The 23,693-nt window shown below is 75.2% G+C and carries 25 protein-coding genes; 16 read left to right on the plus strand and 9 right to left on the minus strand.

The window, feature by feature from the left end; translation table 11 throughout:
* The first annotated feature begins 20 nt into the window (after nucleotides 1-20).
* Genes dapE through O2W16_RS19800 form a run of 4 tightly spaced genes read left to right on the plus strand, consistent with a single transcriptional unit; the run spans nucleotide 21 to nucleotide 2,845 of the window.
* A complete protein-coding gene (gene dapE / locus O2W16_RS19785; protein WP_269160547.1) occupies nucleotides 21-1,151 on the plus strand; it encodes a succinyl-diaminopimelate desuccinylase in 1,131 nt (376 codons plus the stop codon).
* Complete coding sequence (locus O2W16_RS19790) at nucleotides 1,148-1,978, plus strand: TIGR00730 family Rossman fold protein (protein ID WP_269160548.1); 831 nt, start codon at nucleotides 1,148-1,150, stop codon at nucleotides 1,976-1,978. The genes dapE and O2W16_RS19790 overlap by 4 nt, the downstream gene beginning before the upstream one ends.
* A gap of 2 nt (nucleotides 1,979-1,980) precedes the next feature.
* Complete coding sequence (locus O2W16_RS19795) at nucleotides 1,981-2,382, plus strand: DivIVA domain-containing protein (protein WP_269160549.1); 402 nt, start codon at nucleotides 1,981-1,983, stop codon at nucleotides 2,380-2,382.
* Nucleotides 2,375-2,845 carry an SRPBCC family protein gene (locus O2W16_RS19800; protein WP_269160550.1) on the plus strand — a complete coding sequence of 157 codons (471 nt, stop codon included), beginning with the start codon at nucleotides 2,375-2,377 and terminating at the stop codon, nucleotides 2,843-2,845. Before O2W16_RS19795 ends, O2W16_RS19800 begins: the two co-directional genes overlap by 8 nt.
* Before the next feature lie 106 nt (nucleotides 2,846-2,951).
* Here the strand turns inward: O2W16_RS19800 and O2W16_RS19805 are convergent, their stop codons facing one another.
* Both O2W16_RS19805 and O2W16_RS19810 read right to left on the minus strand, forming a co-directional pair.
* Nucleotides 2,952-3,698, minus strand: coding sequence for a cytochrome c oxidase assembly protein (locus O2W16_RS19805; RefSeq protein ID WP_269160551.1), 747 nt, complete (start codon nucleotides 3,696-3,698; stop codon nucleotides 2,952-2,954).
* A complete protein-coding gene (locus tag O2W16_RS19810) occupies nucleotides 3,695-4,156 on the minus strand; it encodes a DUF2243 domain-containing protein (protein ID WP_269160552.1) in 462 nt (153 codons plus the stop codon). The genes O2W16_RS19805 and O2W16_RS19810 overlap by 4 nt, the downstream gene beginning before the upstream one ends.
* Nucleotides 4,157-4,316: 160 nt before the next feature.
* Between O2W16_RS19810 and O2W16_RS19815 the strand changes: the two genes are divergently transcribed.
* The 12 genes from O2W16_RS19815 to O2W16_RS19870 all read left to right on the plus strand — a co-directional run bounded on the left by O2W16_RS19815 (nucleotide 4,317) and on the right by O2W16_RS19870 (nucleotide 15,262).
* Entirely contained in the window at nucleotides 4,317-5,030 is a 714-nt protein-coding gene (locus O2W16_RS19815; RefSeq protein ID WP_269160553.1) for an ABC transporter ATP-binding protein, read from the plus strand.
* Entirely contained in the window at nucleotides 5,027-6,364 is a 1,338-nt protein-coding gene (locus tag O2W16_RS19820; protein ID WP_269160554.1) for a hypothetical protein, read from the plus strand. Before O2W16_RS19815 ends, O2W16_RS19820 begins: the two co-directional genes overlap by 4 nt.
* A 96-nt stretch (nucleotides 6,365-6,460) precedes the next feature.
* Nucleotides 6,461-7,369, plus strand: a complete 909-nt coding sequence (locus tag O2W16_RS19825; protein ID WP_269160555.1) for a DMT family transporter — start codon at nucleotides 6,461-6,463, stop codon at nucleotides 7,367-7,369.
* A complete protein-coding gene (locus O2W16_RS19830) occupies nucleotides 7,366-7,959 on the plus strand; it encodes a DNA-3-methyladenine glycosylase I (RefSeq protein ID WP_269160556.1) in 594 nt (197 codons plus the stop codon). Before O2W16_RS19825 ends, O2W16_RS19830 begins: the two co-directional genes overlap by 4 nt.
* Nucleotides 7,960-8,075: 116 nt before the next feature.
* Nucleotides 8,076-8,243 (plus strand): DUF3117 domain-containing protein, encoded by a 168-nt coding sequence (locus tag O2W16_RS19835; protein ID WP_064972432.1) that lies wholly within the window; start codon nucleotides 8,076-8,078, stop codon nucleotides 8,241-8,243.
* 149 nt (nucleotides 8,244-8,392) lie between these two features.
* A complete protein-coding gene (locus O2W16_RS19840) occupies nucleotides 8,393-9,865 on the plus strand; it encodes a leucyl aminopeptidase family protein (protein WP_269160557.1) in 1,473 nt (490 codons plus the stop codon).
* A gap of 85 nt (nucleotides 9,866-9,950) precedes the next feature.
* Nucleotides 9,951-10,118 carry an antitoxin gene (locus O2W16_RS19845; protein WP_269160706.1) on the plus strand — a complete coding sequence of 56 codons (168 nt, stop codon included), beginning with the start codon at nucleotides 9,951-9,953 and terminating at the stop codon, nucleotides 10,116-10,118.
* Between the two features lie 72 nt (nucleotides 10,119-10,190).
* Complete coding sequence (locus tag O2W16_RS19850; protein WP_269160558.1) at nucleotides 10,191-11,639, plus strand: hypothetical protein; 1,449 nt, start codon at nucleotides 10,191-10,193, stop codon at nucleotides 11,637-11,639.
* Nucleotides 11,640-11,688: 49 nt separating this feature from the next.
* Entirely contained in the window at nucleotides 11,689-12,390 is a 702-nt protein-coding gene (locus O2W16_RS19855; RefSeq protein ID WP_269160559.1) for a hypothetical protein, read from the plus strand.
* 198 nt (nucleotides 12,391-12,588) lie between these two features.
* Nucleotides 12,589-13,515 (plus strand): ABC transporter ATP-binding protein, encoded by a 927-nt coding sequence (locus O2W16_RS19860; protein ID WP_269160560.1) that lies wholly within the window; start codon nucleotides 12,589-12,591, stop codon nucleotides 13,513-13,515.
* Nucleotides 13,512-14,390: an ABC transporter permease gene (locus O2W16_RS19865; RefSeq protein WP_269160561.1), complete on the plus strand. Its 879-nt coding sequence runs from the start codon at nucleotides 13,512-13,514 to the stop codon at nucleotides 14,388-14,390. The genes O2W16_RS19860 and O2W16_RS19865 overlap by 4 nt, the downstream gene beginning before the upstream one ends.
* Nucleotides 14,391-14,509: 119 nt before the next feature.
* A complete protein-coding gene (locus O2W16_RS19870) occupies nucleotides 14,510-15,262 on the plus strand; it encodes a CPBP family intramembrane glutamic endopeptidase (RefSeq protein ID WP_269160562.1) in 753 nt (250 codons plus the stop codon).
* A gap of 7 nt (nucleotides 15,263-15,269) precedes the next feature.
* Here the strand turns inward: O2W16_RS19870 and O2W16_RS19875 are convergent, their stop codons facing one another.
* The 7 genes from O2W16_RS19875 to O2W16_RS19905 all read right to left on the minus strand — a co-directional run bounded on the left by O2W16_RS19875 (nucleotide 15,270) and on the right by O2W16_RS19905 (nucleotide 23,673).
* Nucleotides 15,270-16,763: a phytoene desaturase family protein gene (locus O2W16_RS19875; protein WP_269160563.1), complete on the minus strand. Its 1,494-nt coding sequence runs from the start codon at nucleotides 16,761-16,763 to the stop codon at nucleotides 15,270-15,272.
* A gap of 79 nt (nucleotides 16,764-16,842) precedes the next feature.
* Nucleotides 16,843-17,712, minus strand: coding sequence for a polysaccharide deacetylase family protein (locus tag O2W16_RS19880; protein WP_269160564.1), 870 nt, complete (start codon nucleotides 17,710-17,712; stop codon nucleotides 16,843-16,845).
* A 219-nt stretch (nucleotides 17,713-17,931) separates the two neighbouring features.
* Nucleotides 17,932-19,458 (minus strand): DUF2252 domain-containing protein, encoded by a 1,527-nt coding sequence (locus tag O2W16_RS19885; protein ID WP_269160565.1) that lies wholly within the window; start codon nucleotides 19,456-19,458, stop codon nucleotides 17,932-17,934.
* 57 nt (nucleotides 19,459-19,515) lie between these two features.
* A complete protein-coding gene (locus O2W16_RS19890; RefSeq protein ID WP_269160566.1) occupies nucleotides 19,516-20,535 on the minus strand; it encodes an ABC transporter permease subunit in 1,020 nt (339 codons plus the stop codon).
* Nucleotides 20,532-21,446, minus strand: coding sequence for an ABC transporter ATP-binding protein (locus O2W16_RS19895; protein ID WP_269160567.1), 915 nt, complete (start codon nucleotides 21,444-21,446; stop codon nucleotides 20,532-20,534). Before O2W16_RS19895 ends, O2W16_RS19890 begins: the two co-directional genes overlap by 4 nt.
* 119 nt (nucleotides 21,447-21,565) lie before the next feature.
* On the minus strand, nucleotides 21,566-22,561 hold the full coding sequence (locus O2W16_RS19900) for an MsnO8 family LLM class oxidoreductase (protein ID WP_269160568.1): 996 nt from the start codon (nucleotides 22,559-22,561) through the stop codon (nucleotides 21,566-21,568).
* A complete protein-coding gene (locus O2W16_RS19905; protein WP_269160569.1) occupies nucleotides 22,561-23,673 on the minus strand; it encodes a spore photoproduct lyase family protein in 1,113 nt (370 codons plus the stop codon). Before O2W16_RS19905 ends, O2W16_RS19900 begins: the two co-directional genes overlap by 1 nt.
* Between the last annotated feature and the right edge of the window lie 20 nt (nucleotides 23,674-23,693).

The following is a 23,693-nucleotide window of genomic DNA, read 5'->3' on the forward strand; positions in this document are numbered from 1 at the left end:
CCTCACTAGGCTCGGTGGTCGTGAGCCCCGCCGAGCAGCCGCTGCCCCCGCTCGACCTGACCGCCGACGTCCTCACCCTGACCCGGGCGCTGGTCGACGCCCCCTCGGTGTCCGGCACCGAGGGGCCACTGGCCGACGCCGTCGAGACGGCGCTGCGTGGGCTGGGCGGCCTGGAGGTGGAGCGGATCGGCGACTCGGTGCTGGCTCGGACGAACCTCGACCGGGACACCCGAATCGTGCTCGCCGGGCACCTGGACACCGTGCCGATCGCCGGCAACGTGCCCAGCCGGCTCGAGGTCGTCGACGGTGAGGAACGGCTGTACGGCTGCGGCACCAGCGACATGAAGGCCGGGGACGCGGTGATGCTGCGGCTCGCCGGGATGTTCGGCGTCCCCGGGGCGCAGCCGGCCCGCGACCTCACGTTCGTCTTCTACGACAACGAGGAGGTCGAGGCGGTCCGCAACGGGCTGGGCCGGGTGGCCCGCGAGCGCCGCGGCTGGCTGTACGGCGACCTGGCGGTGCTGCTGGAGCCCACCGACGGGGTGGTCGAGGGCGGCTGCCAGGGCACGCTGCGCGTCGTCCTCACCGTGCCCGGCACGCGCGCGCACAGCGCGCGTTCGTGGCTGGGCGTCAACGCCGTGCACGGCGCCGCCGGCATCCTCGCCACCCTGGCCGCACACCGGTCCCGCGAGGTCGAGATCGACGGGCTCCACTACCGCGAGGGGCTCAACGCCGTGCGGATCGAGGGCGGGGTGGCCGGCAACGTCGTCCCCGACGAGTGCCGGGTGACCGTCAACTTCCGGTTCGCCCCCGACCGGGACGAGGACCAGGCCCTGGCGTACGTGCGGGAGGTGTTCGCCGACGCGCTGGCCGCCGGGGTCACCCTCGAGCTCACCGACAGCTCCGGCGGCGCGCTGCCGGGGCTGTCGGAGCCGGCCGCCGCGGAGTTCGTCGCCGCGGTCGGGCAGCCGGCGCGGGCGAAGCTGGGCTGGACCGACGTGGCCCGCTTCGCCGCCTTCGGCATCCCCGCGCTCAACTTCGGTCCGGGCGACCCGACCCTGGCCCACACGGTCGACGAGCACGTCCGGGTCGACCGGTTGCAGCCGGCCGAGGACGCCCTGATCGCCTATCTGAGCGGGAGTGACGCATGAGCCAGACCGACGACGGCGCACGGCGGCGGCCGATCCGGCACCGCGGGCCGATCACGCTGCGCGGCGGTGAGCCCGACCCGCAGACGGCCGGGACGACGACCGACCAGCGCCTGCTGGACCGGCGCGGCAACAGCGACTGGGTGCACACCGACCCGTGGCGCGTGCTGCGGATCCAGGCCGAGTTCGTCGAGGGCTTCGGACTGTTGGCCGAGCTGCCGCGGGCGGTCAGCGTCTTCGGCAGCGCCCGCACGCCGCGGGACTCCGCGTACTACGCCACCGGGGAGCAGCTGGGTGCGGCGCTGGCCGAGGCCGGCTACGCGGTGATCACCGGCGGCGGGCCGGGCGCGATGGAGGCGGCGAACAAGGGCGCCTGCGACGCGGGCGGCACGTCCGTGGGCCTGGGCATCGAGCTGCCGTTCGAGCAGGAGCTCAACGAGTGGGTCGACGTCGGCGTGCTGTTCCGCTACTTCTTCGTGCGCAAGACGATGTTCGTCAAGTACGCGCAGGCGTTCGTGATCCTGCCCGGCGGCTTCGGCACCCTCGACGAGCTGTTCGAGGCGCTCACCCTGGTGCAGACCGGCAAGGTGACCCGGTTCCCGGTGATCCTGTTCGGCAGCGAGTACTGGGCCGGGCTGATCGACTGGATCCGGCAGACGATGGTCGCGCAGGGCACGGTGAGCCCGGGGGACCTCGACCTGCTGCACGTCACCGACGACGTCGCCGAGGCGGTCGCGATCATCCAGGCCGCGGACGCCACCCGCGCCGAGCACGAGTCGGAGCCGCCCGCCGGGGACGCGGTCCCCGACCCCGCCCCGATCGACGACTGAGCATGGCCGGTCTCGTCTTCGTCATCGGCCTGCTGCTGGTCGGCGGGCTGCTGTTCCTCGGCGCCTCGCTGCTGCTCGGCCGGGGCGAGACGCAGCCGCCCGCGGAGCCCGAGCGCTCGCCGGTGCAGCTGCCCGAGGGCCGGGCGGTGGTCGCCGACGACGTCCGGGCACTGCGGATCTCGGTGACCGTGCGCGGCTACCGGATGACCGAGGTCGACTGGCTGCTGGACCAGCTGGCCTCGGTGCTGGACGACCGGGACGCCGAGATCGCGGCCCTGCGTGCGCAGCTGCCGGCGGCGCTCCCGGAGGACGACCAGCGCGACACTGACCCCGGGGGCGTGCCCGTCCCCGGAGGCGGCCTCCGTGCCGGACCTGACGACGACGAGAGGCGGACCGGTGCCTGAACTGGTGGAGCAGATCGAGGTGGACGCACCACCCGAGCAGGTCTGGGCGGCGCTGGTCGACTGGGACCGGCAGGGCGAGTGGATGCTGCTCACCGACGTGCGGGCCGGCGCCCGGGACGGGCAGGGGGTGGGTGGGGAGCTGGCGGCCACCACCGGCGTCCGGCTGCCCGGGCCGTTCGCGGGCCGCCGGATCGGGGTGCTGGACACGATGCTGATCACCGGCTGGGAGCCGCCCCGCCGGGTCGACGTGCGGCACACCGGCCGGGTGGTGCGCGGCACCGGCACCTTCGAGGTGCGGCCCCGGGACGGCGGCGGGTCGACGTTCGTGTGGACCGAGGGCCTGGACCTGCCGCTGGGGGCGCTGGGCCGGGCCGGGTGGCCGCTGGTGCGCCCGGTGATGGCCGCCGGGGTGCGGCTGTCGCTGCGCCGGTTCGCCGCCTACGCGCAGGCCCACCCCGCCTGACGGGACTGCTCCGGCAGCCGGGTTGCACGCTCTTCGTCCGCTCCGCACGTGCTGCACCACGTGCGGAGCGGACAGAACGCGTGCACAGGGAGGTGCGTCGGGGCGGTCAGGCCCCCGCGGGCACTGTGGTGTGTTCGGCGTCCCGGACCGCTGCCCGCGAGCAGTACCACTGCCGCCACAACAGGGCCGCCACCAGCACGTGCACGACGGTGCCGCCGTGGTACATCAGCTGGGCGCCGGCCTCCGCCTCGGTGACCCCGGCCGGCGGGGCCGCGTACAGCGCCTTGGCGAGCACGTCGTGGGCGGCCGCCCCGGCGGCCAGCGCCACGGCGCGGGCCACCACGCCGCGGCGGTGCCCGATCGGCTCCAGGGCCAGGACGGCGGCCGTGGCCAGCCAGCCGGTGAGCAGCACGTGCGCCGAGACCAGCAGGTGCAGCCCCGGCGAGTGCAGCATCGCCGTCAGCAGGCCCGTGCCGTAGAGGAGCCAGAGCCCGGCAGCGTTCAGCCCGGTGGCGACGAAGGGGTCGGCGAGCACCCGCACCGGTGCCGTGCGCAGCACCCGGCTGACCCGCCGGGCGGCGGGCACCGGCAGGGCGCGCAGCAGCAGGGTCGCGGGGCGGGCGAGCACCAGCAGCAGCGGGGCGACCATCCCCACCAGCAGGTGCGCGGCCATGTGCGCGCGCAGGTCGCCGTGTGCCGCGGCGAGCGGCCCGGTGAGCGCCACGGCCAGGCAGCCCAGCCCGGCCAGCCAGGCCACCGTCCGGCCCGGTGGCCACGGCGAGCGCGTCCGGGCGACCCCGGCCAGGTACAGCGCGGCCGGCACGAGCACCGCGGCCCCCACGGCCTGGTTCACGGTGTGCGGCCGGTCCGGGTGCGCCCGAGCAGCAGTGCCCCGGCGAGCAGCACGAGCACCCCGGCGCCGATCCAGGCCAGGTCGTAGCCGGTGAGGTCGACCCCGTAGCGGACCTGGTGCAGCCGCAGCAGCTTGTGGTGGACGACGCCGTCCCAGACCTGGAACGCCCCGGCGCCCACCAGCACCGCGCCCCACCAGGTGCGTGGGGTGAACGACCGCCGCCGGCGGACGTCGGCCAGCAGCGCCAGGCCGGCCACGGTCGCCGACCAGGTGGTGGCGTGCAGCAGTCCGTCGGAGACCAGCGCCGCGGCCCCGCCGGCCCGGTCGTAGAAGTGGTGCCAGTGCAGCAGCTGGTGGAAGACGATCTCGTCGACCGCGCCGGCGGCGCCGAGGCCGAACAGCAGCCCGGAGACCAGCAGCCGGCGGCGATCGGACCGCGGGGGATCGCCTGCGGTCACGGGGCCTCCGTCGTCGGGCTGCGGGTGGTGCCCGGTCGCTGCCCGGCCGCCGACCGGGGGAAACCCCTGCCCGGGTGTACGACCCAGGGCGGACCCCGGCCACCCGGCTTCCGTCCCCGGGGCGACGCGGTGCGTCGGGTCGGCGGCCGACGATCAGCCCATGACCGCGACCCTCTCCGCCCGGGACCTCCGGATGACCTACGGCGACGGCCCGGCCGCCGCCCACGCCCTGGCCGGGGTCGACCTCGACCTCGGCGCCGAGTCGCTGGCCGTGATGGGGCCCTCCGGTTCCGGCAAGACAACCCTGCTGCACTGCCTGGCCGGCATCGTCCGGCCGACGTCGGGGTCGGTCACCTGGCAGGGCCAGGACCTCGCCCGGCTGTCCGACGCGCGCCGCACGGTGCTGCGCCGGTCGGACTTCGGCTTCGTCTTCCAGTCCGGCCAGCTGCTGCCCGAGCTGCCCGCTGTGGAGAACGCCGCGCTGCCGCTGATGCTGGCCGGCGTCGACCGGCGCACGGCGACCGAGCGGGCGGCCCGCTGGCTGGACCACCTGGGGCTGGCCGGGCTGGAGCAGCGCCGGCCCGGTGAGCTCTCCGGCGGGCAGGGTCAGCGCGTGGCGATCGCCCGCGCCCTGGTCACCTCGCCGGGCGTCGTCTTCGCCGACGAGCCGACCGGTGCGCTCGACGCCGCCACCGGGCAGGAGGTGATGAGCCTGCTGGTCCGCTCCACCTCGGCGGCCGGGGCAGCGCTCGTCGTGGTCACCCACGACGAGGGGGTCGCCGCCTGGTGCGGACGGGTGGTCACCATGGGCGACGGCCTGCTGGTCGACGACCGCCAGACGCCGGCCGCGGCGCCGCGCGGGAGCCTCCTATGAGGGCCGCCCTGCGGTTGTGGTGGGCGCTGGCCCGCAGGCAGGGGCCCGACCGGCTGACCACCGGCCTGGCCGTGCTCGCCTTCACCGCGGTGACCTGGGCGCTGCTGACCACCCTGGGTGGGCTGCGCGCCTTCGTCGACCGCGCCGCCGTCGAGCGGGCCGGACCGGAGCCCTCGGGCATGGCCGAGGTGTACGTCGTCCTGGCCGTCGTCGCGGCTGCCCTCATCCTGGTGCCGCTGATCACGCTCGGCGGCGCGGCGGCCCGGCTGGCCGTCGCGCGGCGCAACGCCCGGATGGCGGCGTTGCGGCTGGCCGGGGCGACCACCGGGCAGGTCGCGGGGATGGCGGTCGCGGACGCGCTGGCCCAGGCGGTCGCCGGTGCGCTGGCCGGTGCGGTGCTCTACGGGGCGACCCTGCCGCTGGTGGCGCTGCTGCACTTCCAGGGCCGGACCTTCGCGGTGGGCGAGCTGTGGGTGGGCTCCTGGGCTGCCCTCGCCCTGCCGGTGGTGCCGCTGGTGGCCCTGGTCTCGGCGCTGGCCGCGCTGCGCCGGGTGGCGGTCACGCCGCTGGGCGTGGCCGCGCGCACCGGGGTGAAGCCGCTGTCCTGGACCCGGCTGCTGCCGCTGGTCGTGCTGGTCGGGGTGTTCCTGCTCGCCGCCAACGGGATGCTCCGGCTCGACGCGATCGTGGTGCTGGCGATCCTCGTCGGGACGCTGGCCGGCGCGATGTGGGTGTTCAACCTGGTCGGCCCGTGGCTGATCTCGGTGCTCGGCCGGGTGGTCGCCCGGCGGGCGCGCAGCGTGCCGACCCTGCTGGCCGGCCGACGGATCGTCGACGACCCGAAGGCGGCCTGGCGCAGCGTGGGCGGGGTGGCGCTGGTCGCCTTCGTCGCCGGCGTGCTGAGCGTCAGCCCGGGCCTGGCGGCGACCGGCGCGGAGCAGGACCACCTCGGGGTGGACATCGCGACCGGGACCGCGATCACGCTGGTGATCGCGTCGCTGCTGGCCGCGGTCTCCACCGGGGTCACCCAGGCGGGCCGGGTGCTCGACCACGCCAGGGAGTACCGCGCCCTGCACCTGGCCGGCACCGAGGTGGCCACCCTGCACGCGGCCCGGATGCGGGAGACCTGGATCCCGCTGGTGGTCTGTGTGGGCGGCGCGAGCGTCACGGCGCTGGCGCTGATCACCCCGTTCATCGACGTGCTGGCCGACGAGCCGATCGGGGTGCTGCTCTTCCTCGGCTCCGTGGTGGCCGGCTGCGCGCTGGTGCTCGGCGGCACGGCGGCCAGCCGGCGGATGGTCGACCGGGCCGTCGGGGCGGCGGTCCCGGCCTGACCGGGAGCGGCCTGCGGCCTTGGGTCCGCCGCCGGCGAGGACCGTCGTACCGGGGAGCCATGATGACCCGGTGAGGACGGCGTCAGGGGGACGAGGGTGAGTCGGCGGGGCTGGGCGCTCTTCGTGGCGATGTCGCTGATCTGGGGCCTGCCGTACCTGCTGATCAAGGTGGCGGTCGAGGACTTCTCCCCGGTCGTCGTGGTCTTCCTGCGCTGTGCGATCGGCGCGGCGCTGCTCCTGCCGTGGACCCTGGCCCGGGGGCACCTGGGTACCGCGCTGCGCCGGCACTGGCGGGCCCTGCTGCTGTTCACCGTGCTGGAGATGACCGGCCCCTGGCTGCTGCTGCCGTACGCCGAGCAGTCGCTGTCCAGTTCGCTGACCGGGCTGCTCGTCGCGGCGGTGCCGTTCGTGGCCGCGGTGGCGGCCCTGGTCGCCGGGGACGAGGACCGGCTCTCCCCGCTGCGGGTGGTCGGCATGCTGATCGGGGTGGTGGGCATCGCCGCCCTGCTGGGCCTGGACGTCGGCGGAGCCCAGCTCAGCGCGATCGGGGCGGTCGCCCTCGTGGTGGTCGGCTACGCCGTCGCCCCGATCGTGATCAGCCACAAACTGCCCGACGTGCCGGGCGTGACCGCAGCGTCCTTCGCGCTGCTGTTCACCGCGCTGGTCTACGCGCCGTTCGCGGTGCCCCAACTCGGTGCCGCCGTCGACGCACCGACCCGGGCCTGGCTCGCCCTCCTCGCGCTCGGCACGGTCTGCACCGCGCTGGCCCTGGCGCTGTTCTTCGCGCTGATCCGGGAGGCCGGGCCGCAGCGGGCGCTGGTGATCACCTTCGTCAACCCGGCGGTCGCCGTCCTGCTGGGCGTCCTGGTGCTCGACGAGCCGTTCACCCTCGGGCTGGCGCTCGGGCTGCCGCTGGTGCTCCTCGGTTGCGTGCTGGCCACCCGGCGCAGCCCCGTTCGCACCGCGCGGTCGGAGTTCGACGACCTCGACACGGCCGTCCCGTGACCGCGCAGACGCCGGCCCCGGTGGAGCGCTCCGTGGTCGGCAGATGTGGCTGGGCGACGAGCGCGCCGGAGTACGTCCGGTACCACGACGAGGAGTGGGGGGTGCCGCTGCACGGCGACGACGCCTTGTTCGAGCGGCTCACCCTGGAGGCGTTCCAGTCGGGCCTGTCCTGGATCACGATCCTGCGCAAGCGCCCCGCCTTCCGGGCCGCGTTCGCCGGCTTCTCGATCCCGGCGGTGGCCGCCTTCACCGACGACGACGTCGAGCGGCTGATGGCCGATGCGGCGATCGTCCGCAACCGCGCCAAGGTGACCGCCGCGCTGCGAAACGCCCGAGCCGCACTGGACCTGCCGGAGGGTCTGTCGGCCCTGCTGTGGTCGTTCGCACCGCCCCCGGGACGTCCCCGGCCGGAGACCCTCGCCGACGTCCCGGCCACCAGCCCGGAGTCGGTTGCGCTGGCCAAGGAGCTGAAACGGCGGGGGTTCACCTTCGTCGGACCGACCACCTCCTACGCCCTGATGCAGGCAACCGGGATGGTCGACGACCACGTCGCCACGTGCTTCCGGACGGGGGCCAGGTACCCGGACTGAGGGGTCCGGGTTGGTCGATGGCCGGAGATACGGGATCATGGACCGCACAGCTCTGCAGGAACAGTTGCCACACCACGGTCCAGCCGGGCGGTGGGTGGCCGGTGAAGGAGGCACGCATGGCGGCCATGAAGCCGCGTACGGGTGAAGGTCCCCTCGAGGTCACCAAGGAGGGCCGCGGCCTGGTCATGCGCGTCCCGCTGGAGGGTGGTGGCCGGCTGGTCGTCGAGCTGTCCCCCGACGAGGCGAGCGCCCTCTCCGAGGCCCTGAAGGGCGCGATCAGCTGAACACCGACGCGAGTCTGCCTCCGGGCAGCCCCGCGATCGACGACGCGGCCCCGGCCGCCGGCACCACGCCGGCGACCGGGGCCGCGCCGTTCCCGCGGGTCGAGATCGTCCCGGCGCTGCCGGACCTGGGTCCCGACGACGTCCTGGCCGTGCCGGTGGGGGCCCAGGGCGCCCTGCCGGACTGGCTCACCGCGGCCGACCATCCGCCGGTCGACCCGGACTTCCTCGCCGCCGCGCTGGCCGACACCGGCAACGGCGGCAAGCCCGGCGGGATCACCAACGTCCCGCTGGCCGGGCGGCACCCGCGCAGCGTGGTCGCCGTCGGGGTGGGCGACGCGACCCTGCCGCACCTGCGCTCCTACGTGTCGGTCGCCGTCCGGCGGGCGCAGACGCTCGCCGAGTCCGGCGCCCGCCGGCTCGTGCTGCCGCTGGACACCGGCGTCGCCCCGGCCGGTGCCGACGAGGTGCGCACGGCCGTCGAGACGGCGCTGCTGGCCGGCTACCGCTTCCGGGACACCTCGACCCCGCACCCGCCTCGGCTCGCCGAGGTGCTGGTGGTGGCCGCCGGTGCGGACGACCCGGCGGTGGCCGCCGGTGAGCTCGCCGGCCGGGTCGCCGCGGAGTCGGTGGCCTGGGCCCGCGACCTGGTCAACACCCCCAGCAGCACCAAGAACCCGCCCTGGCTGGCCGAGCAGGCCCGGCGGCGGCTGGGTGCGCTCCCCGGGGTGACCGTGACCGTGCTGGGGCCCGACGAGCTGCGGGCGGGGCGCTTCGGTGGCGTGCTCGCCGTCGGCGGGGGATCGGCCTCCCCGCCGCAGGTGGTGGTCGCCAGCTACCGGCCGCACGGTGCGGGTCCGGCCCACCCAGTGCTGGTCGGCAAGGGCATCACCTTCGACACCGGCGGCATCTCGATCAAGACCAACCCCGGCATGCGGGAGATGAAGACCGACATGGCCGGCGCCGCCGCGGTCCTCGGCGCCGTCGACGCCGCGGCCCGGCTGGAGCTGCCCGGTGCCGTCACCGCCGTCGTCGCGCTCTGCGAGAACGCCGTCTCCGGCGCCGCCTACCGGCCGGCCGACGTCGTGCGGCACGTGGACGGGCGGACCACCGAGGTGCGCAACACCGACGCCGAGGGCCGCCTGGTGCTCGCCGACGCGCTGGCGCACGCCCGGCTGGCGCTGGGGGCGACCGTGCTGGTCGACGTCGCCACGCTCACCGGGGCGATGAGGACGGCGCTGGGTGCTCGCACCGCCGGGCTGTACGCGACCGCCGACGGGCTGGCCGACGCGCTGCTCACCGCGGGCGGCCATGCCGGCGAGGCGTTCTGGCGGATGCCGCTGACCGAGGAGCACGTCGGGCACCTCCGTTCGCAGCTGGACTCGGAGGTGGCCGATGCGAACAACGCCCCGGGCAACCCGGGTTCGACCACGGCGGCGCTGTTCCTGCAGCCCTTCGCCGGGGGCCTGCCGTGGGCGCACCTGGACATCGCCGGCCCGGCGCGCGCCGGCAGCGACGACGCCGAGGTGGTGAAGGGCGGCTCGGGCTTCGCCGTCCGCACGCTGCTGCGCTGGTTGGAGGCGGGGGCACCGGCCGAGCTGCCGGAACCGGTCGTGCGCAACTGAGCGGTTGCCCTCGCCGGTCGGCGGGCATCCCGGGGTCGAGCCGCGTCACCGGCGCGACCGGACAGCAGGAGGACCAGCCGTGAGCATGATGGACAAGGCCAAGGGCGCACTGAACAGCGACAAGGGCGAGAAGGCCAGCGACTCGGCGCTGGACAAGGGCGAGCAGTTCGCCGACAAGAAGACCGGCGGCACCCACGATGCGCAGATCGACAAGGGTCGGGACGCCGCCGACGGCAGGATCGGCAACCAGTAGTCGAGGTGGTCGGCGGCTGACGCTCACGAGCCCCAGCCGCCGTCGCCGGGCCGGGTCGGGCAGGATCGGGCCGTGACCGAGGACCAGCGCGGAGTCGTCTTCCCGGCCGGGCCCGACGGCCGGCGCAGCACCGCCACGCTCGGCCGGGCGGTCGTCGCCGACGCGTTGCGGCCGGTCGACCCGACGGGGGCGCGGGCCGCTGAGCAGGAGACCAACTGGCGGGCCGGCTACCTGACGCACCTGCGCCGCACGGTGGAGGCGGGGCTGAGCTCCCGGGCCGCGGCCCTGCAGATCGCCGGTGCCGGACTGGACTCGCTGCACGCCCGGATGCGGGTGGCGGGGCCGGACGGCGAGACCGACCTCGGCGCGCTGCAGACCGCGCCGCCCGCCCGCCGGCTGCGCACCGCGGAGCTGACCGGGGCGGCCGAGCCGGAACGCGAGCTGTCGCTGCCGTACCGCGGTGGCCGGCTGCGCGGGGACGACCTGCACCGCCGGCTGGTCGCCTGGGTCGACGCCGGGGTGATCGAGCCGAGCTGCGCCGACGCGGTGCGCACCGTCGCCGACCACCCCGAGTGGCTGGCACTGCCCGACCACACGGTCGCGGTGCTGGGCGCCGGCGCGGAGATGGGGCCGCTGACCGCGCTGCTGCGCTGGGGCGCCCGGGTCGCCGCCGTCGACCTGCCGCGGCCGCCGCTGTGGGAGCGGGTCCACGAGACCGCCCGGCGCGGCGCGGGCACGCTGCTCACTCCGGTCGGCGAGGACGACGCAGCCGGCGCCGACCTGATCACCGAGGTGCCCGCGGTCGCCGACTGGCTCGCCGCCCTCCCGGGTTCCCCGGTGCTCGGCAACTACGTCTACGCCGACGGCGCGACCAACGTCCGCGTCTCGACCGCCGTCGACGCGCTCACCCGGCGGCTGACCGGCGCCCGCCCCGACCTGGCGCTCGCCTTCCTGGCCACCCCGACCGACGTGTTCGCGGTGCCCGGCGAGGCCGTCGACTTCTCCGTCGCCGCCTACGCCTCCCGGCCGCGGACGGCGAAGCTGGTGGGCCGGCCGCTGCGCACCCTGTCGGCCGGACGGCTGCTGCGCCGGGCGTACGTGCCGGGCACCGACCCGGGCATCGCCGACAGCCTCGTGCCGCAGCAGGGGCCGAACTACGCCCTGGCCAAGCGGCTGCAGCGCTGGCGTGCCTCGGTGGCCCGAGAGGCGGGCAGCACCGTGTCGATGAACGTCGCCCCGCCCACGCGCACCCGCTCGGTGGTCAAGAACCGGGCGCTGGCCGCCGCCTACGCCGGTGCCCACCGCTTCGGGGTGGAGGTGTTCGAGCCGGCGACGTCGAACGTGCTGATGGCGGCGCTGCTGGTGCACGACCTGCACACCGGCGGGGGCCCCGCGCAGCCACACCCCTGGCAGGAGGAGGCGAACGCCGCCGCACACGGCGGGCTGTGGCGGACCCCGTACGCCCCGCGCAGCGCCCTGGGGCTGGCGGCGGTGCTGGGCCTGGGCGCCGCGCGCAGCTGAACCGGCCGACCGTGTTCCGCTGACGGCCGGTCACCTCTACGGTCGCGTCATGCCGCCGGCCACCGCACCGACCACGCCGGTCCCGCCGCGGCCGCGGACGCGGCTGCGGGACCCGTGGACGGCGTTGCGGGTGGCGCTGGCGCTCGGCTGGGTGGTCGTCGCGCTGGCCACCGTCCTCGTCGGTCAGCGCCCGGCGTCGCTGGAGGACCTGCGTGCTGCGGTCGATGGCGGGTGGGTGCAGGAGCTCCAGGTCAGCGAGGGGCTGGAGCCGGACGCCACCGGCTACGCCGTGCAGACCGCGGTCTGGCAGTCCGGCCTGATCACCCGGCGCACCGAGGTCTGGGAGGCGAGCCCGGGCGCCCAGCCGCCCGGAGGCTCCCGACCGGTCGTCATCGGCGACCTGGCCGACCAGCTGCGGACGGTGGAGCCGGGCCTGCGCGTGGAAGCGTTGGCCGAGCCGCTCTCCTCGTCGGAGTTCCTGGGCTGGCGGACCCCCATGTGGGTGGGGACCCTCCTGCTCGTCACCTGGCTCGCCGGGATGTTCCTGCTGGTCGGTGGTCCGGTGCCGGAGCGGGCCACCCGCTGGGCGTGGTTCTGGCTCACCTGGACCCCGCTCGGCACGCCGGCGTTCCTGCTTCTGTCCGGGCCGTTCCCCGGTGTCCCGGCGCCGCGGCCCGGAGCTCGTCGGCTGACCGGCGGCTGGGCGTTCCTGCTCAGCTGCGTCCTGGGCGGTGCGCTCGCCGGGAGCTGACCCGGCGAGCATGAGCCCACCGGCCTCGGGACGGCTCCGGGCGGCGTCCGCTGCCGTTCCGCTCAGGGGCTGCTCAGGGACGCAGGTCAGGGGCGCTTCAGGGTCGGTTCAGGGCGCTCCCCGATGTCCCCGGGGGCGCCCCGCCGACAGGCTCGTCGGCATGGACACCACCTCTTCCGCCCACCTCGGAGGGACGCTGTGATCGTCGCCCGGGGACTCACCAAGACCTACGGCCCGAAGACCGCCGTCGACCACCTGAGCTTCACCGTCGAGCCCGGCCGGGTGACCGGCTTCCTCGGCCCGAACGGGGCCGGCAAGTCCACGACGATGCGGATGATCCTGGGCCTGGACCGCCCCACGTCGGGCAGCGTGACCGTGAACGGCCGGTCCTACGCCGCCTCACCGGCGCCGCTGCGCGAGGTCGGTGCGCTGCTGGAGGCGCGGGCCCTGCACCCGGGCCGCAGCGCCCGCGACCACCTGCGCTGGCTGGCCGCCAGCAACGGCATCCCGCGCACCCGGATCGACGCGGTGCTCGACCTGGTCGGGCTGGAGGCCGTCGCCGACCAGCGGGTGGGCCGGTTCTCCCTCGGCATGGGCCAGCGGCTGGGCATCGCGGTGGCGCTGCTGGGCGAGCCACCGGTCGTCGTCCTGGACGAGCCGGTCAACGGCCTGGACCCGGAGGGCATCCGCTGGGTGCGGACCCTGGCCCGGGAGCTCGCCGGGCAGGGGCGCACCGTGCTGGTCTCCAGCCACCTGATGTCGGAGATGGCGCTCACCGCCGACCACCTGATCGTCGTCGGCCGCGGCCGGATGCTGGCCGACTGCTCGATGGCCGACTTCATCACCGACCACGCGTCCTCCTACGTCCGGGTCCGGAGCCCACGGATGGGCGATGCCGAGGCGCTGCTGCGCGACAACGGCCTGGACGTCGACCGGGTCGACGACGAGCTGCGGGTGCGCGGCCGGAACGCCGCCGAGATCGGGGAGCTGCTCGGCGGCGCCGGGCTGTACGTCCACGAGCTGTCCCTCGTCCAGTCCTCGCTGGAGGACGCGTTCATGACCTTGACCGCCGACAGCGTCGAGTACGCCACCCACTCGACCGAGACCGCAGGAGCCGTCCGATGAGCACCACGACCGCGAGCGCCGCCCCGGCCCGGCCCGGCGCCGGCTCCTCGCCCACCCTCGACGTCGTCTCCCTCGACCCGAACCGGCACGTGCCCGGGGTCCGGCGCCCCGGCTTCCTCCAGGTGCTGCACGCGGAGTGGGTCAAGTTCTGGACCGTCCGCTCCACCCGCTGGTCGCTGGGCCTGCTGTTCCTGCTCGGCGCAGGCCTGACCACGCTGGTCTGCTGGGCCGCGGCCGCCGACCTGGCCGCGGGCGACACGGGGGAGGTGCCGGCGGCCTTCCTCACCTGGGGCCTGCTCTTCTCCCAGCTCACCGCGCTGGCGCTGGGCACGCTGGTGGTCACCAACGAGTACGGCACCGGGATGATCCGGGCCACCGTCACCGCGGTGCCCCGCCGCGGGCGGGTGGTGGCGGCCAAGGCCGTGGTGCTCGCCGGCGTGCTCTTCGTCGCCGGCGTGGTGACCGCGGTGGCCGGCTACTTCGGCGGCAACTGGTTCCTCGAGCGGGAGGGCGTCGGCATGGCGCTCTCGGACGACGGGGTGATGCGCGCCCTGCTGGGCAACGGGCTCTACCTCGCCGGGCTCGGGCTGTTCGCCCTGGCGACCGGGCTGCTGATCCGGCACACCGCCGCGGCCGTGACCGTCGGCATGGCGCTGGTGCTGGTGGTCGGCAACGTCGCCTACGCCCTGCCGGGCACCTGGGGGGAGTGGGTGGCCAAGCTGCTGCCGGGCAACGCCGGCGGGTCGGTCGCCCAGGTCGCTCCCTTCAACGGCGGGGCGGTGCTGGCGCCGTGGACCGGCTTCGGGGTCTTCGTCGCCGAGGTGGCCGCGCTGATGCTGGTGGCGGTCCTGGTCTTCCGCCGCCGCGACGCCTGACCAGAGACGGTCACCCCGTCCCTCGACTCCTCCCTCACCCGCCGGTGAGGGAGGAGTCGCTGCATCTCCGGACCGGGGAGCCTGGACGGCGGTCCTCCGGGCGCGGGACGCTGCCCGCCGTGCGGCTGCGTGTGCTCGACCTCGCCCGCCGGCGGCCGCTGACCTCCGCCGCCGCGGTCACGGTGCTCTGGCACCTGGTGCTGTTCGCCGTCGAGGACCTGCTGCCGCCGTTGCGGCCGGGGTGGTTCCCCGACCTGGGCGCAGCGGTGGTGAACGTCGTGCTCGCCGCGCTCACGCTCGCGCTGATCGGCTGGCTCGGCTGGTGGCGCGAGACCGGGCTGGCCTGGCGGTGGCCGGACCGCTCGTGGTGGCTGCTCCTGCCGCTGCTGGCCGAGGGGCTGCTGCACCTCGTCGACGGGCTGACCGGTTCGGCGACGGTGCTGGCCAGTGCTGCGGTGACCATGCTGGCGGTCGGGTTGGCCGAGGAGTCGCTCAGTCGAGGGCTGGTCCAGCGGCTGCTGAGCCCGTTGGGCCTGGCCCGGACGGCGGTGCTGGTGGGCGTGCTGTTCGGCCTCGGGCACGCGATGAGCGGGCTGTGGTTCGCGCGGCCGGTCGACGAGATCGCCTTCCAGGTGGTGAACACCGCTGCCTTCGGGTTCTGCCTGGCCGCGCTCCGCTGGCACGTCCGCACCATCTGGCCGTTGGTCGGGCTGCACGCGCTGGTGGACTTCACCAGCATCAACAGCCCCGGCGCGCTGCCCGACGTCGTCCAGGTCTCGATCATCGTGCTGCTGATCGCCTACGGCTGGTGGTTGCTGCGGCTGCTCGACCGGCAACCGGAACGGGCCCGGGACCCGGCCTCCACCGGCTGACCGGTGCTCACGCCGGGCCGATGAGCCCGGCGACGATCTCCGCGGAGAGGGTGACCAGGGGAAGCCCACCGCCGGGGTGCGCCGAGCCGCCGACCAGGAACAGGCCGGGCACCCCGGCCGCGTTGGCCGGCCGCAGGAAGGCGGCCCGGGCCCCGTTGCTGGACGTGCCGTAGATCGAGCCGCCGGGGCTGGCGGTCTCCCGCTCCAGGTCGGCCGGGGTGCGCACGACCCGCCAGCGGACCCGATCGCGCACGTCCAGGCCGCGGGCGGCCATCGTCGCCAGCACCTGGTCGGCGTAGCGGTCGGCCAGGCCGGGGGCTGTCCAGTCGACGCCGGTGCCCGGCTCGTGCCGGGGTGCGTTGACCAGCACGAACCAGGACTCGCTCGACTCGTCCGGGCGGGTGGCCGGGTCGTCGGGGGCGCTGACGTAGACCGTCGGATCGGTCACCGGTCGCGGTCCGCCGTGCCGGCCGAAGAGCGCGTCGAACTCGGCGTCGTAGTCGGTGGGGAAGAGCACGGTGTGGTGGGCCAGCCCGGGCGTGCGGCCGCGCAGCGCCAGCAGCAGCACGAACCCCGAGGACGACGGGGTGACCCGCTGCAGCGCGGCCCGGGCCCGCCGCACCGGCGCCTCCCGGGGGAGCAGCCGACCGTAGAGGCTGGCCGCGTCGGCGTTGCAGACGACGACGTCGGCCGGCAGCACCTCGCCGTCGGCCAGCCGCACCCCGGCCGCCCGGCCACCGGTCACCAGCACCTCGGCTACCGCGGCGCCGGTGCGCAGGACCGCGCCTCGTGCCTCGGCACGCGCGGCCACCGCCTCGGGCAGCCGGCGCAGCCCACCGGGCACGTACCAGGAGCCGAACGCCTGCTCGGCGTAGGGCACGGTGAGCAGTGCGGCGGGTGCCCGCCGGGGATCGGAGCCGGAGTAGGTCGCGTACCGGTCCAGCAGCATCCGCAGCCGCGGGTCGGTCAGGTGGCGGCGGCCCAGGCCGCGCAGCGTCCGCCCGGGGGCGACCGTGCGCAGGTCGGCGGTGTTCCGGGCGAGCCGGGCCAGCGTGGCCGCACCGGCCAGCGGGGTGCGCAGGAACGGCTGCTCGGTGGCCCGCCACATCGCCTCCGCCCGGGTCAGCAGCGCGGCCCACTGCGCGCCGCTGCCCGGGCCGAGGTCGGCGTCGAGCCGGGCCGGGACGTCGTCGCGGTGGCCGGGCATCGCCGTCGTCGTCCCGTCGGCGAACCGGTAGGCGACCGCGGGGTCCAGGCGCTGCAACGGCAGCACCTGCGACAGCGGGGCTCCGGTGGCGGCGAAGAGGTCCTCGAGCACCTGCGGCAGGGTCACCAGGCTCGGACCGGTGTCGAAGCCGTGGCCGTCGCGGGCGTACCAGCCGAGCTTGCCCCCGACCTGCGGCGCCTGCTCCAGCACGGTCACCACGTGGCCGGTCGCAGCCAGCCGGGCAGCGGCGGCGAGGCCCCCGAGCCCGGCGCCGACGACGACGACCCGGGCCACGCCGCCACGGTACTGGCCGCCGTTGGTCACGCCGTGCGGTGTCGGCCGCCCCGAGGCAGCGCTCAGCGACCAGCGGCGGTCAGAAGTCGGACTCCAGGTGGGCCAGCAGGGTCGCACCGTCCCAGGTGGGCGGCGGCATGATCCGGCGGATGGTGAGCAGCGGCTGCGCCGGGTCGGTGGTGTCGGCGAGCTGGAACGCGGCCCGGTAGCCGGCGGTGGCGACGTGCGGCAGCGCCTCCTGGTTCCACATGCCGTGCGGGTAGGCCAGCAGGTCGACCGGGTGGCCCAGGATGCCGGCGAGGGTGGCCGCCGGGGCGTCGAGCTGCTCGGTCCACTGGTCACCGGTCAGCTGGTCCATCCGCTGGTGGTCCCAGCTGTGCGCGCCGATCGTCATGCCTGCCGCGTCCAGCTCCCGCAGCTGGTCGCTGCTGAGCCAGTCCGGCTTGTCCAGCACCACGGTCATCGGGAAGAACGCCGCCGGGAAGCCGAACTGCTGGAGCACCGGCAGGGCCGCCGTGGCGTGCGTGACGGACCCGTCGTCGAACGTCAGCAGCACCGGCCGGTCGGGGAGGGCGGTGCCGAACTGCAGGTGGTCGACGACCGCCGGGGCGGTGACCGGGGTGTACCCGCCGTCGCGCAGCGCCTGGAGCTGGGCGGTGAGCACGGCCGGAGGCGTGATGATCGTGCGGGCGTAGGCGCTGTCGTCGGCGCGGAACTCCCGGATCTGGTGGAAGCAGAGCACCGGGACCGTCGACCGGGCGAGGATCTCGGCCGGGGTCCCCGGGGTGGGGGCTGGTTCCTCGGTCGGGCTGGGAGCTGCGCTGGAGGTCTCGGCTGCCGACGTCGACGGCGCGGAGGTCGTGGGCGTCGCCACCCGGTCGCCGTCGGACCGGCTGCACCCGGCGAGGAGGAGGGCGCCGCCGGCGGCCAGGAAGTCACGTCTGCGCACGGACGTCACCGTGGTCCATCGAGGGGCGCGGGCGCAAACCCCCGGCGTGGCGCCGCACGGGTGCGCCGCCGCCGGGCACCGACAGTCCTGTCGGCCCGGCTGAGGCGCCGCAGGGTCGAGCCGCCCCACCGACCGTGGAGCCAGGGCGCGGCCCGGCTCCACGGTCGGCCCTGCGGCTCAGGCTGGGCCGGGTCGAGGGCCGAGCCTGAGCCGGCGCCGTCAGCGGTAGACGACGTCCACGCTGCGGAAGGCGCCCAGCTCGTGGTCGGCGACGAAGTACTCGTGGTCCTGGCGGACCCGCTCGGTGGCCTCCTCGGCGAAGCGCAGGATGTCGTCGACGAACAGGTCCCGCCCGCCGATCGCCTCCAGGATCGCCGGCTCGACGTCGTAGTCGACGTTGCCGGTCTCGTCCGACATCGCATGCGTGTGCGCCAGCACCCGGCCGCAGATCTCCGCGTACTGCTTCCACTCCTCGGTCGACAGCGAGCCGAGGCTGATGTCGTCGCGGAAGGGTGCCCGCTCGCGGACCATGAAGCTCTGGCCGTCGATGTCGACGCTGCCGTAGAAGACGTCACCGCTGACCAGGTGCACCCGCTGGGCGTGCCGGATCCGGTCACCCTGGCCGTCCACCTCGTACCCCGAGGGCGGGACCAGCCCGGCCAGGGCCGAGCGGCGGGCGCGCTTGAACTCCAGGAGCAGGTCGTCGGTGCCGTCGTCGTTCACGCCGGTGATGAGCACGAAGTACCGGGTCAGCCCCAGGGAGGCGGTGCCGGCGCCGCGCCGTTCGGCGACGTCCTTCACCCGCATCCGGCCGGCGCGCTCGGGCACCGGCACCTCGTTCTCGGCGACGTAGCGGTCGACGATCTCCTGGAACTCCTCCCGGCGGCTGCTGACCGGCACCAGTTCCTCGTCGTTGCGGAAGCCGCGGCCGGCGTCGTCGAGCATGTCGGCCAGCCAGTCGGCGCGGGTGGTCTCCAGCGTGCTGGAGATCAGCTCGGCGATCAGCGGCGGCGCGTTGTCCATCCGGAGCTGCTCGGTCTGCTCCTGGCCGTCGGCGGCGTAGGAGGCGATCCCGGCCACGTAGCCGCGCACGAAGCGGCGGGCGATGGCCCGCTGCTTCTTCGGGCCGTGACCGGACTTCTCGGCCGCACCCAGCATGAATCCGACGGCACCACGCTTGAGGTCCCAGGTGAAGGGCGCGTAGTAGGCGTCGTCGAAGTCGTTGACACCGAAGATCGGCACGTTGTCCGAGCTGGGCATCACACCGAAGTTGCCGGGGTGGACGTCGCCGAGCGCGAGCACGGTGGGCAGCCGGGAGTCCTCGCCGACCAGGTCCCGGTAGAAGAGGAGGTTCGTGCCGCGGAAGAAGTGGAAGACCGACCCGGCGAGCTTGTCGAACTTCTCCCGCGCCTCCAGGTCACCGGTCGCGATGCGCGTCTCGTGGTCCTCGCGCACGGTCTCCCGGACGTGCACCCGCCGGTCGTTGCCGGTGAGCATGCGGGGGATGAGCACCATCTCGCCGCGAGACCGGGCCTCGGCCAGCAGGTGGAAGGCGTCGACCCGGGAGTGCACCGGACGGGAGCCGTCGCCGCGCATGCCGTCAGGGGAGGCGGCGTGGCCCTGGTCGTCCGACGTCAGTGCGTCCAGCAGTTCTTCCTTGCTCATCGACGAACGTCCGGGCACCTCCTGCTCACGCGCGCGGCGCAGCAGTTCGGTGCGGGTGGCGGACTCGAGGTCTGTGTCCATGCCCCTCCGCCTACCCCGACCCGCCCGGGTGCTGAAACCCCGACGTCAGCAGCGGGGTCAGTGCAGGTCGCGGCGGGTGAACAGCACGATGCCCACGGTGAGGACGACGGCGGCGACGACGGCGAGGAAGACGCCGGCCTGGAGGTTGCCCAGCAGGTACTCCGTGGAGACCCCGGTGACCGGGTCGAAGCCGGTGTAGATGGTGAGTCCATCCGGCATCACCAGGGCCGCGGCGTTGTCGGTGAGCAGCCAGGGCTGCCACTCCGGGCGCACGGCCCGCACCGCCGTCTCCAGCACCGCGAAGTAGACGAACCCCACCCCGAGCGCTGCGCCGGTGTTGCGCACCAGGTTGGTCAGCCCGAACCCGAGCAGCCCGACCAGGGTGGTGAGCAGCACGCCGCGGCCCCCGGTGGCCAGCAGCTCCGGCCAGAACCCGTCGGGCAGGGCGGCGCCGTCGCCGGCGAACGCCTGCCAGAGGCCGGCCGTCGCCAGCCACGCAGCCTGCGCCACCACCCCGAGGACGGCGGAGGCGACGGCGACGACGGCGATCTTCGCCCCGAGCACCCGGGGCCGCCGGGTCTCCCAGAACAGCAACGCCACCATCGACCGGGACGACCACTCGGCGCCGACGAACGTGGCGCCGACGAGGAAGGCCAGCACCGCACCCGCGGCACCGAACGCCACCGCACCCGCCGTGCCGCTGGCGGCGAGGGAGAACGGCGCCGGGTCGAGGTACCAGTCGAGGTCGAGGTCGGCGGCGGTGACCGGCGTGCCGCACCACTCCTCGGGGGAGATGTCCGCCGGGGCGTCGTCCGAGGCCAGGCACTCCTCGCGGTACGCGTTCGACCGTTCCACCTCCTCCTGCAGTTCCTGCTGCGCCGCGGCGAGCCGCTCGGGGGTCGCGGAGGCGAACTGGGTGAGGCCGATGACGGTGGCGGTGACCCAGCCCAGCGCCGCGAGCAGCAGGAGCACCTGGATGAACCGGCGGGCCACGAAGCGGTGCGCCTCGGCCCTCAGCAGTCCGCCGAACCGTCCGGCGGGCGCCGTCGGGGGCGCCTCGGTGCGGACGGCGCTCACGCCGGCTCCGCCGTCAGCGCCAGGAACGCGCTCTCCAGGTCGTGCGCCACCGGGGTCAGCTCCTCCAGGTAGTGACCGTGCTGGGCGAGCACCCGGGTGATCTCACCGGGAGCCGGGACGGCGGAGACGACCAGCACGTCGTCGGTCGGGGTGACGGTGAAGCCGGCTGCGGTGAGGACGGCGGCCGCGGCGGCCTGGTCGGGCACCCGGACCCGCACGTCCCCGGAGGAGCGGCCGGACAGCACCTCGTGCACCGGGCCGGAGGCGATGCAGCGGCCCCGGGCCATGATCGAGACCTGGTCGGCGACCTGCTCGATCTCGGCGAGCAGGTGCGAGCTGAGCAGCACGGTGGTCGAGCCGTCGTGGCCCAGCCGGCGGATGAGCTCACGCACGTCCCGGATGCCGGCCGGGTCCAGACCGTTGCTGGGCTCGTCCAGGATCAGCAGCCGTGGCGACTTGAGCAGCGCCGCGGCGATGCCCAGCCGCTGCTTCATCCCCAGCGAGTAGCCCTTGAACCGGTCGTCGGCCCGGTCCTGCAGCTCGACGGTCTCCAGCACCTCCTCGACCCGGGTCCGCGGCACCCCGGCGGTCTCGGCGAGCAGCCGCAGGTTGCGGCGGCCGGAGAAGCCGGGGAAGAACAGCGGGGTCTCGACCAGGGCACCGACGTTGCCGATCACCTGCGGGAGCCCGTCGGGCACCGGCCGGTCCAGCAGCCGGACCTCGCCGGCGTCGGGGCGGATCAGGCCCAGCAGGACCCGGATCGTCGTCGTCTTGCCCGAGCCGTTCGGGCCGAGGAACCCGTGCACCCCGCCGGACTCGACGACCAGCTCCAGGGAGTCCAGGGCCTGCTGCGGCCGGCGACCCCGCCGGGCGTAGCTCTTGGACACCGCGTGCATCTCCACGGCTGGCACGGACGCCTCCTGACGCGACGGGGCTGGGCGGGGAGCACCGTGGCACAGCCGAGCGCCCGCGCGACACCACCTGGCGCGTGTGTCCGGGAGCAGGCCGGCCACGTCAGGAGCTCCCCGGGTCAGGGGGCCGCGCGCTGCCGGCCGAGCAGGTCGGCGAGTGCGGCGTCGGAGACGGCCAGCGCCGCGCGGTCGTGGGTGCTGCTGGAGGCCACCAGCTCCGCGGCGCCGGTCCGCTCGAGCAGCTCGGCCAACCGGCTCGCCACCTGGGCGGGGGTGCCGGCGATCGCGGCGGCGGTGGTCTGCTCGACGTACTGCTGCTGGCGCGGGCTCAGCGTGCGGGTCCGGATGTCCGCCACCGGCTCCAGCGGCGGGAAGGCGCCGGTGGTGCGGGCCTGCGCCATCGCCCAGGCCTCGGGCAGCAGCAGGTCGGTGGCATCGGCGGCGCTGTCGGCGACCAGCACGTCGAGGCTGATCGCCACCCGCGGCTCCGGCGCCTGCTCGCTCGGCCGGTGGTCGCGCCGGTACCCGGCCAGCGCGGCGAGCCCGGGCTCCGGGTCCCCGGCCACGCCGAGCAGCGGGCCGCCCACGATCACCGGGAGCCCCAGCTGCGCGGCGACCTGCAGGCCCTGGCCGGTGGCCAGCACGTACATCGGGACGGCGGCGGGCGGCCGGGGGTACGCGGTGATCTCCGCGGACCCGGTGAGGAAGGCCCGCAGCTCCGCCAGGTCACCGGCGAAGTCGTGTTCGCCGGTGGAGCGGAGCGCCCGGCGCACCGGCGCGGTGAAGCCGGGGGAGCGGCCCAGCCCGAGGTCGACCCGCCCGGGGGCGAGCGCACTCAGGGTGGCGAACTGCTCGGCGACGACAAGCGGCTGGTGGTGCGGCAGCATCACGCCGGCCGAGCCCAGCCGGACGGTCGTCGTCCGGCCGGCGATCGCGGCGAGCAGCACCGCGGGCGCCGACCCTGCGACGCCGGGCACCCCGTGGTGCTCGGCCACCCAGAACCGGTCGTAGCCCAGTTGCTCGGCGCGGGCGGCCCGGGCCACGGTGCCGGTCAGCGCGGCGGCGTCCGGCTCGCCCGCCCGGGTGCGGGCACGGTCCAGCAGGGAGAGCTGCATCAGAACGCGTACCTGACCCGCAGCCACGGGGCGTGCTGCCGGATCAACTCCTGCAGCCGGAGCACCCCGGCCCGCTTCACGTCGTTGCGGTAGCGGACGTTGACCTGGCCGTTCTGGCTGACCTTGGGCTGCTGCAGCTCCGGGCGCCAGAGCAGCTCCTCGGCCTGCGGGTGCCACCCGAGGTTGACCTCGTGCAGGCCCTCGTTGTGGGTCAGCAGGATCACCTCGGCGGCGGCCTGGGCCTTCGTCGCGTCGGCGAGCTCGTCGTCCAGCTTCCGCAGCAACGTCGCCCAGTCGGCCTCCCACCCGTCCCGGAGCACGACGGGGGAGAGGTTGAGGTGCACCTCGTAGCCGGCCGCGACGAAGTCGTCGACCGCACCGATCCGCTCGTCGACCCGGCTGGTGCGCAGGTCGAGCACCCGGGCGTCGGCGTCGGGCATGAGCGAGAAGCGGATGCGGGTGCGACCCTGCGGGTCCAGGTCGAGCAGCTGCCGGTTGACGTGCTTGGTCGCGAAGGAGGCCTTCGCCGTCGGCAGCGTGCGGAAGGTGGCGACCAGGTCGGCGACGTTGTCGCTGACCAACGCGTCGACCGAGCAGTCGCTGTTCTCGCCGATGTCGTAGACCCAGCTCTCCGGGTCGCACTGGTCGGGCTCGGTCTTGGGCCCCTGGCGGGCGACGTGCCGGCGCAGGTGGCCGGTGATCTGGTCGATGTTGGTGAAGACCGTGATCGGGTTGGCGTAGCCCTTCTGGCGCGGCACGTAGCAGTAGGCGCAGGCCATCGCGCAGCCGTTCGCGGTCGACGGCGCGATCCAGTTGGCCGAGCGCCCGTTGGGCCGGCACGACAGCGACTTCTTGACCCCGAGCACCAACGTCTCGGTCTTCACGCGGACCCAGCGGTCGACGTTGCCCTCGTTGCCGTGCAGGTCGGGGATCTGCCAGTGCGAGGGCACCTCCACCACCTCGGCGCCGGGGAACCGGGCGAGCACCTGCCGCCCGCGTGGGGAGGCGGCGGCCGCGGGCTCGGCGTAGACGGTGCGCACCTGCAGCAGTCGGCTCCGCACCGGCTCCTCGGGCGGGAGGACGTCGTCGAACAGGGTCAGCGCGTCCGTCACGACCGGTGCAGCGTCGCCGG

Origin of the sequence: Modestobacter sp. VKM Ac-2984 (assembly GCF_026967985.1) — a bacterium.
Classification (GTDB): domain Bacteria; phylum Actinomycetota; class Actinomycetes; order Mycobacteriales; family Geodermatophilaceae; genus Modestobacter.

Coding starts and splice junctions, on each gene's coding strand:
- O2W16_RS19815 (WP_269160553.1), top strand. CDS start 4,317: ATGACCGCGACCCTCTCCGCCCGGGACCTCCGGATGACCTACGGCGAC.
- O2W16_RS19790 (WP_269160548.1), top strand. CDS start 1,148: ATGAGCCAGACCGACGACGGCGCACGGCGGCGGCCGATCCGGCACCGC.
- O2W16_RS19865 (WP_269160561.1), top strand. CDS start 13,512: ATGAGCACCACGACCGCGAGCGCCGCCCCGGCCCGGCCCGGCGCCGGC.
- O2W16_RS19855 (WP_269160559.1), top strand. CDS start 11,689: ATGCCGCCGGCCACCGCACCGACCACGCCGGTCCCGCCGCGGCCGCGG.
- O2W16_RS19820 (WP_269160554.1), top strand. CDS start 5,027: ATGAGGGCCGCCCTGCGGTTGTGGTGGGCGCTGGCCCGCAGGCAGGGG.
- O2W16_RS19845 (WP_269160706.1), top strand. CDS start 9,951: ATGATGGACAAGGCCAAGGGCGCACTGAACAGCGACAAGGGCGAGAAG.
- O2W16_RS19885 (WP_269160565.1), bottom strand. CDS start 19,458: ATGGACACAGACCTCGAGTCCGCCACCCGCACCGAACTGCTGCGCCGC.
- O2W16_RS19795 (WP_269160549.1), top strand. CDS start 1,981: ATGGCCGGTCTCGTCTTCGTCATCGGCCTGCTGCTGGTCGGCGGGCTG.
- O2W16_RS19900 (WP_269160568.1), bottom strand. CDS start 22,561: ATGCAGCTCTCCCTGCTGGACCGTGCCCGCACCCGGGCGGGCGAGCCG.
- O2W16_RS19835 (WP_064972432.1), top strand. CDS start 8,076: ATGGCGGCCATGAAGCCGCGTACGGGTGAAGGTCCCCTCGAGGTCACC.